The sequence below is a fragment of the Mycobacterium sp. pW045 genome (genome assembly GCF_041287085.1).
GTDB lineage: Bacteria > Actinomycetota > Actinomycetes > Mycobacteriales > Mycobacteriaceae > Mycobacterium > Mycobacterium algericum_A.
The window spans coordinates 130,052-142,673 of the sequence record NZ_JBGGKU010000007.1 but is presented as its reverse complement, the minus strand read 5'-3'; the positions used below and the strand labels follow the sequence as shown (position 1 = coordinate 142,673).

13 protein-coding genes are annotated in these 12,622 nt (G+C 68.4%); 11 read left to right on the top strand and 2 right to left on the bottom strand.

From position 1 onward, the window contains the following. Positions 1 to 17 precede the first annotated feature (17 nt). Genes ACAG20_RS13385 through ACAG20_RS13375 form a run of 3 tightly spaced genes read left to right on the top strand, consistent with a single transcriptional unit; the run spans position 18 to position 2,880 of the window. On the top strand, positions 18 to 1,316 hold the full coding sequence (locus tag ACAG20_RS13385; RefSeq protein WP_370492856.1) for an acyl-CoA dehydrogenase family protein: 1,299 nt from the start codon (positions 18 to 20) through the stop codon (positions 1,314 to 1,316). After that, entirely contained in the window at positions 1,313 to 1,912 is a 600-nt protein-coding gene (locus ACAG20_RS13380; RefSeq protein WP_370492855.1) for a TetR/AcrR family transcriptional regulator, read from the top strand. Before ACAG20_RS13385 ends, ACAG20_RS13380 begins: the two co-directional genes overlap by 4 nt. Continuing rightward, positions 1,912 to 2,880 carry an NADPH:quinone oxidoreductase family protein gene (locus tag ACAG20_RS13375; RefSeq protein ID WP_112684315.1) on the top strand — a complete coding sequence of 323 codons (969 nt, stop codon included), beginning with the start codon at positions 1,912 to 1,914 and terminating at the stop codon, positions 2,878 to 2,880. Before ACAG20_RS13380 ends, ACAG20_RS13375 begins: the two co-directional genes overlap by 1 nt. Here ACAG20_RS13375 and ACAG20_RS13370 read toward each other — a convergent pair. Both ACAG20_RS13370 and ACAG20_RS13365 read right to left on the bottom strand, forming a co-directional pair. Then, complete coding sequence (locus tag ACAG20_RS13370; protein WP_112684316.1) at positions 2,867 to 3,256, bottom strand: lipocalin-like domain-containing protein; 390 nt, start codon at positions 3,254 to 3,256, stop codon at positions 2,867 to 2,869. The two genes, ACAG20_RS13375 and ACAG20_RS13370, sit on opposite strands and share 14 nt — an antisense overlap. Next, positions 3,256 to 4,752 (bottom strand): acyl-CoA carboxylase subunit beta, encoded by a 1,497-nt coding sequence (locus tag ACAG20_RS13365; RefSeq protein WP_112684346.1) that lies wholly within the window; start codon positions 4,750 to 4,752, stop codon positions 3,256 to 3,258. Before ACAG20_RS13365 ends, ACAG20_RS13370 begins: the two co-directional genes overlap by 1 nt. A gap of 120 nt (positions 4,753 to 4,872) precedes the next feature. Here ACAG20_RS13365 and ACAG20_RS13360 point away from each other — a divergent pair, with 120 nt between their 5' ends. From ACAG20_RS13360 to ACAG20_RS13325, 8 genes are all read left to right on the top strand, one after another. Further along, the gene (locus ACAG20_RS13360; protein WP_370492854.1) at positions 4,873 to 5,970 is read left to right on the top strand and encodes a phosphotransferase family protein; all 1,098 of its coding nucleotides are present in this window, start codon (positions 4,873 to 4,875) and stop codon (positions 5,968 to 5,970) included. Further along, on the top strand, positions 5,960 to 6,778 hold the full coding sequence (locus tag ACAG20_RS13355) for an enoyl-CoA hydratase/isomerase family protein (protein WP_370492853.1): 819 nt from the start codon (positions 5,960 to 5,962) through the stop codon (positions 6,776 to 6,778). The genes ACAG20_RS13360 and ACAG20_RS13355 overlap by 11 nt, the downstream gene beginning before the upstream one ends. A gap of 124 nt (positions 6,779 to 6,902) precedes the next feature. Further along, a complete protein-coding gene (locus ACAG20_RS13350; RefSeq protein ID WP_112684318.1) occupies positions 6,903 to 7,709 on the top strand; it encodes an ABC transporter permease in 807 nt (268 codons plus the stop codon). Positions 7,710 to 7,712: 3 nt separating this feature from the next. Further along, complete coding sequence (locus ACAG20_RS13345; protein WP_112684319.1) at positions 7,713 to 8,567, top strand: ABC transporter permease; 855 nt, start codon at positions 7,713 to 7,715, stop codon at positions 8,565 to 8,567. Between the two features lie 72 nt (positions 8,568 to 8,639). Beyond that, entirely contained in the window at positions 8,640 to 10,217 is a 1,578-nt protein-coding gene (locus ACAG20_RS13340) for a methylmalonyl-CoA mutase family protein (RefSeq protein ID WP_370492852.1), read from the top strand. Positions 10,218 to 10,240: 23 nt separating this feature from the next. Then, the gene (locus tag ACAG20_RS13335) at positions 10,241 to 10,642 is read left to right on the top strand and encodes a cobalamin B12-binding domain-containing protein (protein WP_112684320.1); all 402 of its coding nucleotides are present in this window, start codon (positions 10,241 to 10,243) and stop codon (positions 10,640 to 10,642) included. 1 nt (position 10,643) lies between these two features. After that, positions 10,644 to 11,600: an LLM class F420-dependent oxidoreductase gene (locus ACAG20_RS13330; RefSeq protein ID WP_370492851.1), complete on the top strand. Its 957-nt coding sequence runs from the start codon at positions 10,644 to 10,646 to the stop codon at positions 11,598 to 11,600. Next, positions 11,597 to 12,616 (top strand): CaiB/BaiF CoA transferase family protein, encoded by a 1,020-nt coding sequence (locus ACAG20_RS13325; RefSeq protein WP_370492850.1) that lies wholly within the window; start codon positions 11,597 to 11,599, stop codon positions 12,614 to 12,616. Before ACAG20_RS13330 ends, ACAG20_RS13325 begins: the two co-directional genes overlap by 4 nt. Positions 12,617 to 12,622: the final 6 nt, after the last annotated feature.

The window sequence follows — 12,622 nt, the reverse complement described above, 5'->3', positions numbered from 1 at the left end:
CGACGAAAGGAGCGGACATGGCGTGGGATTTCTCCACCGAACCGGAGTTCGAGGCGAAGCTCGACTGGATCCGGGAGTTCGTGCGCGACGAGGTCGAACCACTCGAGGTGCTGTTCCCGGGCTGCGAATATCTGCCGCTGAACGACGAACGGCGCCGCATCGTCGACCCACTCAAAGACCGGGTGCGCGAGCAGGGACTGTGGGCCCCGCATCTGGGTCCCGAACTCGGCGGGCAGGGCTTCGGCGCGGTCAAACTGACCCTGATCAACGAGATCCTGGGCCGGTCGAGCTGGGCGCCGATCGTGTTCGGCACCCAGGCCCCCGACACCGGCAACGCCGAGATCCTGGCCCGGTTCGGCACCCAGGACCAAAAGGACAAGTATCTGGCCGGGCTGCTGTCCGGCGAGATCTTCTCCTGCTTCTCGATGACCGAACCGCAGGGCGGCGCCGACCCGCGGGTGTTCACCACCAAGGCGGTGCGCGACGGCGACGAGTGGGTGATCACCGGCCGAAAGTACTTCTCCTCCAACGCCTCGGTGGCATCGTTCTTCATCGTGGTCGCCATCACCGACCCGGACGTGCCGGTGCACCGCGGCGCGTCGACGTTCCTGATCCCGGCCGGCACGCCGGGGCTGGTCGTCGAGGCCACCCACCACCTGGTGGGTTCACATCCGCATGAGGCCGGGCATTCGCTGGTGCGTTACGACGACGTGCGGGTGCCGGCCGAGGCCATCCTCGGCGAGCCGGGCCAAGGGTTCCTGATTCTGCAGAACCGGCTGGCCGGCGGGCGGCTGCATCACGCCATGCGCTCCATCGGGGTGGCGCAACGCGCCATCGACATGATGGCCCGCCGCGCCAAGAGCCGCTTCACCCAGGGCAGTTCACTGGCCGACAAGCAGCTGGTGCAGGAATTCATCGCCGACTCCTACGCCGAGCTGGTGCCCTTCCGGTTGACGGTGCTGCACGCCGCCTGGCTGATCGACACCGCCGGCGAGCATGCCGCCCGCGCCGAGATCGGGGTGTGCAAGATCCTGGCGTCGCAGGTACTGAAGTCAATCGGGTTGCGCGCCATCCAGGTTCACGGCGCAATGGGGCTGACCGAGCAGCTCCCGCTGGTGAACGTGCTGCTGGGTGGGGTGGCACTCGGGCTGGCCGACGGGCCCACCGAGGCGCACAAGGTCAACCTGGCCCGGCTACTGCTCAAAGGCTATGAGGCCGAGGACCCGGAGTGGCCCAGCGAATTCCTGGACAACCGCATCGAGGCCGCCCGCGCCAAGTACGGCGACCTGGTCGACCGGGTCCCCGCGCTGCCGTGACCACACGTGTCGACGCCGCGGTACACCGCGCGCTCGACCTGCGCGAGCAGCAGGCGACCGCCGAGGTGGAACGCATCCTGGCCGCCGCGGTGACGGTGCTGGCGCGGGTGGCGCCCGAAGAGCCGCGGGTGTCGGACATCGTCGCCGAGTCCGGATCGTCGAACAAGGCGTTCTACCGCTACTTCACCGGCAAGGACGAACTCTTCCAGGCGGTGATGGAACGCGGCGTCGCGATCGTCGTCTCCTATCTGGAGCACCAATTGGCCAAGGAGGCCACGCCGGCCGGCAAGGTGGCCCGATGGATCCGCGGTACGGTGGCGCAGGTGTCCGACCCGCATCTGCTGAGCCTGAGCCGCGCGGCCAGTTCCCAGCTGACGGCCACCGGGGTCTCCGATGATGAGATCCTGGCGCCGCTGCGCGATCTGCTCACCGAACCGGTGGCGGCACTCGGGGGTCGCGACCCGAGCCGGGACGCGGATATCGTTTTCACCTGCACACTGGCCGCCATGCGCCGCTACCTGGGCGGCGCCGCCCAGCCCAAGCGGACCGATGTCGACCATCTGGTGGCGTTCTGTCTACGTGGACTGGGAGTTTGATGCGCGCGATCGTTTGCCAACAGTACGGACCGCCGGAAGACCTGGTGTTGCAGGAGCTTCCGGACCCCACACCCGGGCCCGGCACGATGGTGGTGCGGGTGCGGGCCGCGGCGGTCAACTTCCCCGACGTGCTGATGATCGACGGCAAGTACCAGCTGAAGATCCCGACGCCGTTCACTCCCGGCAGCGAACTGTCCGGCGATGTGATCGCAGTCGGCGACGGGGTGCCGTTCGCCCCCGGTGACCGGGTGGCCGGCACCTCGTTCGTGGGCGGATTCGCCGAGCAGGCGCTGCTGCCGGCGGCGGCGGCGAGCGCGATTCCCGACGGCGTCGACTACGCGGCCGCGGCCGGATTCGGCGTCACGTACCGCACCGCGTATCACGCGCTGCGTTCGGTCGCCCAAGTGGTGCAAGGGGATTGGGTGGTGGTGCTCGGCGCGGCCGGCGGTGTCGGGCTGGCTGCGGTCGACCTGGGAGTGGCGATGGGCGCGCGGGTGCTGGCCGCCGCGTCCAGCCCGGAGAAGCTCGCGGTATGCACCGAACGTGGCGCGGAGGCTGTGATCGACTATGACCGGGAGGATCTCAAGGTCCGGATCCGTGAGATCACCGGCGACGGCGCGCAGGCGGTGCTCGACCCGGTCGGCGGGCGCTATGCCGAACCGGCGTTGCGCAGCCTGGCCCGCGGCGGCCGCTTCGTCACGCTCGGTTACGCCGCCGGTTCGATCCCGGCGATCCCGCTGAACCTGGTGATGCTCAAGGGGATCACGGTGCAGGGCATGGAGATCCGGACATTCGCCGACGACCACCCGGAATACAACGAGCGCGACCTGACCGAACTGCAGCGACTGTTCGCCGAGGGCAGAGTCAGCCCCTACATCGGCGCCCGCTTCCCGTTGGCCGAGACCGCGGCGGCGCTGCGCTACGTGGCCGACCGTAAGGCCATCGGCAAGATCATCATCGACGTCTGACCCAGACCAGCGTGTTGTGGCTCGTCACACCGTCGCTGGTGGTGGTCGCCGACAAGGTGAGCCGGTCGCCGTCGACGGTGGCCTGACGCAACTGCGGCGCCGTGAGCAACTCCGGCAGCATCGACACACTCACCAGATGGTGCACGGTTGCGGTGTCCTCGTCGACCCGGAACCGCCCGCCGTAGGCGATGTACTGGCGCAGCGCCGCATCGTCGCCCGAAGCGAGCTGCGCGGACATGTAGCCGTCACCGGTGTAGAGGATCAGGCCGCGCGGTGCTGAGCCCAGCGGGTGCGACACCGCCCCGGTGTCGACGTCGCGGGATTCCATCGACGACAATTCCCAGCCGCCCAGGATCGCGTCGCGCAAGGTGGCCATCAGGGCATGATGACGGTTCGGGTCACCGGTTCGGCGGCGGCCTGCCGGCTGGAAAGACCGCGCCGCAGGGCGCTCAGCAGCGCATCGCGGGTTTCCCGCGGGTCGATCAGCTCGTCGAAGCCGAGCTGCTTGGCTGAGTGATACGACGCCTGCAGTTCGGTGTCGCGCAGCTTGGCCGCCAGATCCTCGCCGGCGTGCGAGGCGGCGCTCAAAGCGGCCGCGCTCATCGCTCCCATCGTCGCCCCCGGGTAGGCGAATGTCGCCACCTGCGAGTCGAACCCGAGCAGCGACATCACCATCGAGCCGAAACCGTAGGCCTTGCGCAGCGTCAGATGCAGTTTCAGGGTGGTGGCCGCGGTCTGGGCGGCGAACATCCGGGCGCCGGCCCGCAGCACGCCGCTGCGCTCCGAACGGCTGCCGGGCAGCATGCCGGGGTTATCGGCCAGGAACACGATCGGCAGGTGGAACGAATCGGCGACGGTGATGAAGTGGGCGGCCTTGTCCGCGGCGTCGGTGTCGATGGAGCCGGCCAGCACCTGAGGCTGATTGGCGACCACTGCCACCGGATGGCCACCCAGGTGGGCCAGCGCGCAGATGATCGCGCGGCCGAACCGGGGCTGCACCTCGAACCAGTCGGGCCGGTCGAAGACGACGTCGAGCACCGACCGCATGTCGTAGACCCGACGATTGTCCCGCGACACGATGTCGAGTAGTTCGGGTGTGGGCCTCGATTCGCCGGCCGGGTCGGCGGGCAGCGCCGCCGGATACGACCAGGCGCTCGGCGGGAAGTAGGACAGATACCGGCGGATGTCGTCGAGCACCGCGGCGTCGTCGTCGGCGAGGTTGTGGATCACGCCGCTGTTCAGGGCGACCTCGGGACCGCCCAGGTCCTCCTTCGAGATCTCTTCGCCCGTCGACTCTTTCACCACCGGCGGCCCGGCGGTGAAGATCGCGCCGTGGCGACTCATGATCCGGAAATCGCAGACCGGGCCGACCAGAGCGCCATGCCCGGCCGACGGGCCCAGTACCGCGGCGACGGTCGGCACCTTGCCCGAGCACTGCGCCTGGGCCAGCAGGTCGGTCGGGGTGCGGCCGTAATGCTCACCGGTGGGGCGGAATCCGGCGCCCTCCAGCAGCATCACCAGCGGAATCTTGTCGCGCAGGGCCAGTTCGGCGATGCGGTACCGCTTGGCGTTGCCGCCGGGCCCGATGCTGCCCGCCAGCGTGGTGAAATCCTCCGCGCCGACCATCACCGGGGAGCCGTTGATCTCCCCGGACCCGACCACGATCCCGTCGGCGGCGATCTCGGCGCCCACCATGGTGCCCAGCTCGCGGAAGGTTCCCGGGTCGAGCAGGTGAGCGATCCGGGCTCGTGCGTCGAGCTTGCCCTTGCCGCGGTGCTTGGCCACCCGCTCGGCGCCGCCCATGGCCTGCGTGTGCTGCCGCCGCCGGTCCAGATCCTCCAGCGTCTCCTGCCAGCCCTGGGCGTTCGTCATCTGCGGAGTCTCCATTCGTTGACCATACTGAAATTCTTACTGTAACGTCTCCCGGCATGGTTGGAAGTGGTTGCCGGTCGGGACTTCGGGGATGAGTTCCGTTGCGCCGGAGTGTGGCCGGTGACTTCGGGTAGTTCGGTTCCGCGGTATCCGCACGACGTGACCAGCGAGTGGCTTTCGGCGGTATTGAGTACCCGGGGACAACCGGTCGAGGTGGCTTCTGTCGACGTCGTCCCGGTCGGCACCGGCCAGACCGGGGCCACCTACCGGGTGACGGCCCGCTACACCGACAACCCCGGCGAGCTGCCCGGCACGTTCGTGATCAAACTGCCGGCCGGTGACGATGCCGTCCGCGATCGTGTCGTGCTGGGCTACCGCAGTGAGTGCGCCTTCTACCAAGATGTCGCCGACCGCGTCCGGATACCGATCCCGGAGTGCTTCCACTGCGAAATCAATGCCGATGCAACCGAGTACGCGTTGCTGCTCGCCGATCGCGCGCCCGCGGCACAGGGCGATCAGATCGCGGGATGCGATGAGCAACAGGCGCGACTGGCGGTGACCGCGCTGGCCGGACTGCACGCGCCCACCTGGTGCGGCGAAAAGTGGCTGACGTTCCCCGGCCTGGCGATGACCCAGTTGGACGAGGCCGGCGCCAAGGGCATGGGCGACATCGCCCGGATGTGCGCCGACACCACCGTCGAGCGGCTCGGCGGCCAACTCGGCGACGCCGACTGTGAGACGTTGACGGCCGCACTGGGTCTGATCACGCCGTGGGTGTCGGCGCCGCTCGGCCGGTTCTCGCTGATCCACGGGGATTACCGGCTGGACAACATGCTGTTCAGCCCGGACGAAAAGCAGATCTGGGTGGTCGATTGGCAGACGCTGGGTGTCGGGCTGCCGGCCCGGGATCTGGCGTACTTCACCGCGACGAGCCTGCGGCCCGAGCTGCGGTCGGCGATCGAGGCCGATCTGGTCGCGGCCTACCACGACGCGCTGCTGGGCCACGGGGTGACCGATTATGACCGGGAAACCTGTTGGCAGGACTACCGGTTCGGGATGTTGCAGGCCCCGCTGATCTGCGCGTTCGGGCTGGTCTTCGCGACCGGCACCGACCGCGGCGACGACATGTTCGTCACCATGTTGCGACGGGCCTGTCAGGCGATCCGCGAGCTGGGCTCGCTGGAGTTGGTGCGAGAGGTCTGTGCAAATGAATGCTGAATCACCGCGGCCGCCCGAGGGTGACTGGCTGGGAACGCCGTTCCTGTCGTTTCGGCGCGAGGGGCCGATCGCGGTGTGCACGCTGGACCGCCCCGAGGCCCGTAACGCGATGACGCCCGCGATGTACTTCGGGATTCGTTACGCGGTCGGCCGGGTCAACGAGGACCCCGAGCTGGCCGGGTTGCTGATCACCGGCACCGGCGACGTGTTCGCGCCGGGTGGTGACATGGGCGGCGGCGGGGCGGATGACTGGATCACCTTCGGCGCCGCGCTCGGCATGGACGTCACCCCGTTCGATGCCGTCCGCACCTCGGTCAAACCGGTCGTCGCCGCGGTCAACGGCCTGTGTCAGGGCGGCGGGCTGCAGATCGCGTTGTGCAGCGACGTCGCGGTGGTCAGCGACCGGGCGACGTTCCGGGTGCCCGAGCTGTTCCGCGGTATCGCCGACACCTATTACAGCCAGATGCTGGCGCGGGTCATCGGGCCGGTCCGGACCCGCGACCTGATGTTCACCGGTCGCACGTTCGGCGCCCAGGAGGCACTGGACTGGGGCATGGTGGCCCGGGTGGTCCCGCATGACGACCTGCTCGCCACGGCGCGTGACGTGCTGGCGCAGTGCTGCCGGACGGCGCCGGCCGCGCGCGCGGTGGTCAAGGCCAGCCTGGACTCCTACATCGGGTTGTTCGACCGGATCGGGATGAGCACCAGCCTGCGTGCACCGGAGGCCGTCGAGGGCTTCCGGTCGTTCAAAGAGCGCCGGTCTCCGGACTGGGTGCATCCCGACTTGCGGATCGACGGACGACTATAGATGAGGCGTTTGCTCTAAATGAGAATGAGTGTGCAAAAAAACTAGAAGCAGCTATCGCACAAACCTTGAATCGGATAGTATCCACTCGCGCGTGCCACGAGTGTTCTTAAAGGAGTCTGCCGTTATGGGGATCAAGGACCTGACCTCGTGGTCCCCGCAGCTGGCGATCGGGCGGCTGGCGGAGCCGATGCAGGCCGTCGGGGGGCTTTTCGCCATGACCGTGGACGCGGTGCGCTTCTTGTTCAAGCGCCCGTTTCAGGCGCGGGAGTTCCTCGAGCAGTCCTGGTTCGTCGCGCGGGTGTCGCTGGCGCCCACCTTGCTGGTGGCGATTCCCTTCACGGTGCTGGTCAGCTTCATCCTGAACATCCTGCTGCGGGAGCTCGGCGCGGCGGACCTCTCCGGTGCCGGCGCGGCGTTCGGGGCGGTCACCCAGGTCGGGCCGATGGTGACGGTGTTGATCGTGGCCGGCGCCGGTGCCACCGCCATGTGCGCCGACCTGGGCTCGCGCACCATCCGCGAAGAGATCGACGCCATGGAAGTGCTGGGCATCAACCCGGTGCAGCGGCTGGTCACACCGCGCATGCTGGCCGCCGGGCTGGTGGCGCTGCTGCTCAACAGCCTGGTGGTGATCATCGGCATCCTCGGCGGCTACGTGTTCTCGGTCTTCGTCCAAGACGTCAACCCGGGCGCGTTCGCGGCCGGCATCACCTTGCTGACCGGGGTGCCCGAGCTGATCATCTCCTGCATCAAGGCGGCGCTGTTCGGCCTGATCGCCGGCATGGTCGCCTGCTACCGCGGCCTGACGATCTCCGGCGGCGGCGCCAAAGCCGTCGGCAACGCCGTCAACGAGACGGTGGTGTACGCGTTCATGTCGTTGTTCGTCGTCAACGTGGTCGTCACCGCGATCGGCATCAAGATGACGGCGCGCTGAGCCATGGCGCTACGGGCTCTGCAGGCGGTCTATCCGGGGGTGACCCGGCAGGTCCGCCGACCCATCGCCGCACTGGGCCGGCTCGGTGACCACACGCTGTTCTACGGCAGGGCGATCACCACGGCGCCGTTCGCGTTCACCCATTACCGCCGGGAGGTCATCCGGCTGATCGCCGAGATCAGCATGGGCACCGGGACGCTGGCGATGATCGGCGGCACGGTGGTGATCGTCGGGTTCTTGACCCTGGCGGCCGGCGGCACCCTGGCGGTGCAGGGCTACAGCTCGCTGGGCAACATCGGCATCGAGGCACTGACCGGGTTCCTGGCGGCGTTCATCAACGTCCGCATCTCGGCTCCGGTGGTCGCCGGCATCGGGCTGGCGGCCACCTTCGGCGCCGGGGTGACGGCGCAGTTGGGCGCGATGCGCATCAACGAGGAGATCGACGCGCTGGAGGCGATGGCGATCCGCCCGATCGCCTACCTGGTCAGCACCCGCATCGTTGCCGGTCTGGTCGCCATCACACCGCTGTACTCCATCGCGGTGATCCTGTCGTTCATTGCCAGCCGCTTCACCACGGTCTTTCTGTTCGGGCAGTCGGCCGGCCTCTACGACCACTACTTCCGGACCTTCCTGAACCCCATCGACCTGCTGTGGTCGTTCCTGCAGGCCTTCCTGATGGCGGTCACCATCTTGTTGATCCACACCTATTTCGGCTATTTTGCCGCGGGCGGCCCGGCCGGCGTCGGTGTCGCGGTGGGCAACGCGGTGCGGACGTCACTGGTCGTCGTCGTGTCGGTGACGCTGCTGGTGTCGCTGTCGGTCTACGGCGCCAGCGGCAATTTCAATCTGGCGGGCTAGTCCGGCGGCATCGACGCACGTCACAACTAGTGGTATTGGCATTCTCATTTTTTGCAAGTACCGTATCCAATGATGAACGACCCAGTGCAAACCTCCTCGGGAATCCCGCTGAAACCGGTGTACGGGCCGGACGACCGTCGCGTCGAACCGGCCGCACCGGGGACCTACCCGTTCACCCGGGGCAACTTCGAGTCCGGCTACCGCGGCCGGCTGTGGACCTTCCGGCAATACTCGGGTTTCGGCACCGCCGAGGAGTCCAACCGGCGCTACCGCTACCTGCTCGACCAAGGCGGCACCGGGCTGTCCGTCGCGTTGGACCTGCCCACCCAGTGCGGGTATGACTCCGATGACCCCGAGGTCGGCGAGGAGGTCGGCCGCGTCGGCGTGGCCGTCGACACCCTCGCCGACGCCGAGATCCTGTTCGACTCGATCCCGTTGGACAAGATCAGCACCAGCTTCACCATCAACGGGACCGCCGCCATCCTGCTCGCGTTCTACGTGGCCGCCGCCGAGCGCAAGGGCGTCCCGCGGGCCAAGCTCACCGGCACCATCCAGAACGACATCCTCAAGGAGTACGCCTCCCGCGGCACCTGGATCTGGCCACCGGAGCCGTCGCTGCGGCTGATCGCCGACACCATCGAGTTCTGCGCCGCCGAGGTGCCCCGCTTCAACGCGATCTCGGTGGCCGGTGCGCACTTCCGCGACGCCGGCGCCAACGCCGTCCAGGAGATGGCGTTCACACTGGCCGACGGCGTCACCTACTGCGACACCGTGGTGGAGCGCGGTCGGATGACCATCGACCAGTTCGCCCCGCAGGTGTCGTTCTTCTTCTACACCCACGGCGACTTCTTCGAGGAGGTCGCCAAATACCGGGCGGGACGGCGCCGCTGGGCCACCATCGTCCGCGAGCGCTACGGCGCCGGCACCGACAAGGCGTCGATGTTCCGGTTCGGCTGTGTCGCCGGCGGGGCATCGCTGTTCGCCCCGCAGGCCCAGAACAACCTGGTGCGGGTGGCGTATGAGTCGATGGCGGCGGTGCTGGGCGGAGTGCAGTCGATGTTCACCGCGGCCTGGGACGAGCCGTTCGCGCTGCCCAGCGAGGAGTCCGCCACGCTGGCCCTGCGCACCCAGCAGATCCTGGCCTACGAGACGGGCGTGACCCGGGTGGCCGATCCGCTCGGCGGCTCCTACTTCGTCGAAGCGCTCACCGACGCCACCGAGGAGCGCATCATCGAGATCATGGACGACCTGGAGCGCCACGGCGGGATGGTGCGCGCCATCGAGGACGGCTATCTGCAGGGGCTGATCGCCGACGAGGCGTTCAAGATCCATCACGAGATCGAGTCGGGGGAGCGGCCGGTCGTCGGCGTCAACAAGTTCACCTCCGACGAGCCGCCACCGGAGATCGCCACCTACGAGCTCGACGCCGAGGGCCGCGACGTCCAACTCAAGCGACTGGCCCGGGTCAAAGCCGAGCGGGACGCCGGCGACGTCGCCGCCAAGCTGGCAGCGCTGTCGCGCGCCGCGGAAGGCGATGACAACCTGATGCATTCCCTGATCGATTGCGCCAACGCCTACTGCACGGTGGGTGAGATGGTCTCGGCGCTCAAGGCGGTCTGGGGCGAGTTCCAGCAACCGGTGGTGTACTGATGACTTCTGCGCTCCCTTCGGCTGTGCCCCAGCGGGTTCTGGTCGCCAAGCCCGGCCTCGACGGCCACGACCGCGGCGCCAAGATCGTCGCGCGGACGCTGCGCGACGCCGGCTTCGAGGTCATCTACACCGGCATCCGGCAGCGTGTCGAGGACATCGTCTCGACCGCGCTGCAGGAGGACGTCGCGGTGGTGGGCTTGAGCATTCTGTCCGGCGCGCACGTTGCGCTGACCGCCCGCATCGTCGAGGCGCTGCGGGCCGCCGACGGCGGTGACATCGCGGTGGTGGTCGGCGGCACCATCCCGCAGTCCGACGTGGACAAGCTGTTGTCGCTGGGGGCGGCGGCGGTCTTTCCCACCGGAACATCATTGGACGACCTGGTGACCGGTGTTCGCCGGGTCATCGGCCACGTGGAGGCCTCCTGACATGCGACTTGGGGTGATGATCGGCGCCGAGCGCGGCGACATGGCGCGCAAGGTCAAAAAACTGATCTCCGATATCGAATGGGCCGACTCGGCGGGGCTGTCCACCGCGTGGATGCCGCAGGTGCCCGACGATTTCGATCTGCTGACCATGGTGACGCTGATGGCCTGCCACAGCACCCGGATCGAACTCGGCACCGCCGTGGTGCCGTTGCAGGCTCAGCACCCGATTGCGTTGGCGCGCCAGGCGCTTTCGGTGCACGCGGTCTCCGGTGGCCGGCTGGCCCTGGGCGTCGGGCCGTCGCACCACTGGATCATCCGGGACATGCTCGGCCTGCCGTATGACAAGCCGGCCGCCTACACCCGCGACTACCTGCAGGTGCTCAACGCCGCGCTGGCCGGCCCGGGACCGGTGGACGTCGAGAACGACCACTTCACCGTGCACAATCCGACCGCACTGGGCGCCGAGACCAAGATGCCGGTGCTGGTGGCCGCGCTCGGTCCGGTGATGTTGCAGATCGCCGGCGAGCACGCCGACGGCACGTCGCTGTGGATGGCCGACGAGAAGGCGATCGCCGAGCACATCGCGCCGAAGATCAACAAGGCCGCCGCGGAAGCGGGCAGACTCGCACCGCGTATCGTCGCCGGCATCCCGGTCACGCTGTGCGCCAATTCCGAGATCGAGACCGCCAAAGAGCGCGCCAACCGGATCCTGGCGGAGGCCGAGACCTCGCCGAACTATCAGCGCCTGCTCGACCGCGGCTCGGCCCGCGATGTCGGCGACCTGTGCGCGGCCGGCGACGAGGAGTCGATCCTGAAGCGGTTCAAGCAGTTCGCCGACGCCGGGGTGACCGACCTGTCGGTGCGGCTGCTGCCGATCGGCGACAACCGCGATGAGCTGATCGCCTCCAAGTACCGCACCCGCGAGGTGATCGCCGAGCTGGCCAAGGAGATTTCGTGACCGGACCGCTGTCGGGGATCCGCATCCTCGAAGTGGGAGTGATGCTGGCCGGTCCGTACGCGACGATGCTGCTGGCCGATCTCGGGGCCGAGGTCATCAAGATCGAACCGCCGAGCGGGGAGATCTCCCGCCAGGTCGGCCCGAGCTACTTCGCCAGCCTCAACCGCAACAAGCGCAGCGTCCGGCTGGATCTGACCACCGACGCCGGGCAGGCGCGGCTGGCCGAGCTGGTCGCGGAATCCCATGCGCTGCTGGTGAATATGAAGCCGTCGGTGATCCGCCGGCTGGGACTCACTTACGATGCGCTGCGGCGGCACAACGAGAAGATCGTGTGCGTCGCGCTGACCGGATTCGGGCTGGACGGCGGCGACGAGCCGGCGTTCGACTACGTGATCCAGGCGGCCACCGGGATCGCCGCGATGACCGGCGACCCGAACGGCCCGCCGACGCTGCCGGGCTACTCATCGGCGGACAACTCCACCGGCCTGGCGGCCGCCCTGGGTCTGCTGGCCCAGATCGTCAGCGGCCGCGGCGGCCAGGTCGAAGTGTCGCTGCTGGACGTGATGTTGTCCCAGCTGAACTACCGGGCGTCGGCCTACCTCAACGAGGGCGTCGAGCCGCAGCGGCATCCGCACGGCGCACACTCCTATTACGTGCCGGCCCAGCTATTTCCGACGGCAGCGGGCTATCTGGCGCTGTTCGTCACCCATGACGGATTCTGGAAGAGCTTTGCCACCGAAGCGGGTATCGACGGCTTTGCGACCATGGAGGAGCGCGCAGCCCGCCGTGCGGAAGTGCTGGCCGTGGTCACCGCCGCGCTGGCGGCTGACACCGCGGCCGGCTGGGAGCGCCGCCTGCGTCCGCTGGGGATCCCCGCGGCCGCCGTTCGGACCATGCCCGAAGCGCTCAAGGAATATCACCACGCCATCGTCACCGCCGGCGATTTTCGGTTGGTGGGCAGCCCGATTCGCGTCGCGGGGTACGAACCCGACTACCGGCCGCCGCCGGCGCTGTAACCGGCC

What these genes read in the sequence shown, in the direction of transcription:
- ACAG20_RS13385 (WP_370492856.1), top strand. Translation starts at nt 18, where the DNA reads ATGGCGTGGGATTTCTCCACCGAACCGGAGTTCGAGGCGAAGCTCGAC.
- ACAG20_RS13375 (WP_112684315.1), top strand. Translation starts at nt 1,912, where the DNA reads ATGCGCGCGATCGTTTGCCAACAGTACGGACCGCCGGAAGACCTGGTG.
- ACAG20_RS13370 (WP_112684316.1), bottom strand. Translation starts at nt 3,256, where the DNA reads ATGGCCACCTTGCGCGACGCGATCCTGGGCGGCTGGGAATTGTCGTCG.
- ACAG20_RS13365 (WP_112684346.1), bottom strand. Translation starts at nt 4,752, where the DNA reads ATGACGAACGCCCAGGGCTGGCAGGAGACGCTGGAGGATCTGGACCGG.
- ACAG20_RS13355 (WP_370492853.1), top strand. Translation starts at nt 5,960, where the DNA reads ATGAATGCTGAATCACCGCGGCCGCCCGAGGGTGACTGGCTGGGAACG.
- ACAG20_RS13350 (WP_112684318.1), top strand. Translation starts at nt 6,903, where the DNA reads ATGGGGATCAAGGACCTGACCTCGTGGTCCCCGCAGCTGGCGATCGGG.
- ACAG20_RS13345 (WP_112684319.1), top strand. Translation starts at nt 7,713, where the DNA reads ATGGCGCTACGGGCTCTGCAGGCGGTCTATCCGGGGGTGACCCGGCAG.
- ACAG20_RS13340 (WP_370492852.1), top strand. Translation starts at nt 8,640, where the DNA reads ATGAACGACCCAGTGCAAACCTCCTCGGGAATCCCGCTGAAACCGGTG.
- ACAG20_RS13330 (WP_370492851.1), top strand. Translation starts at nt 10,644, where the DNA reads ATGCGACTTGGGGTGATGATCGGCGCCGAGCGCGGCGACATGGCGCGC.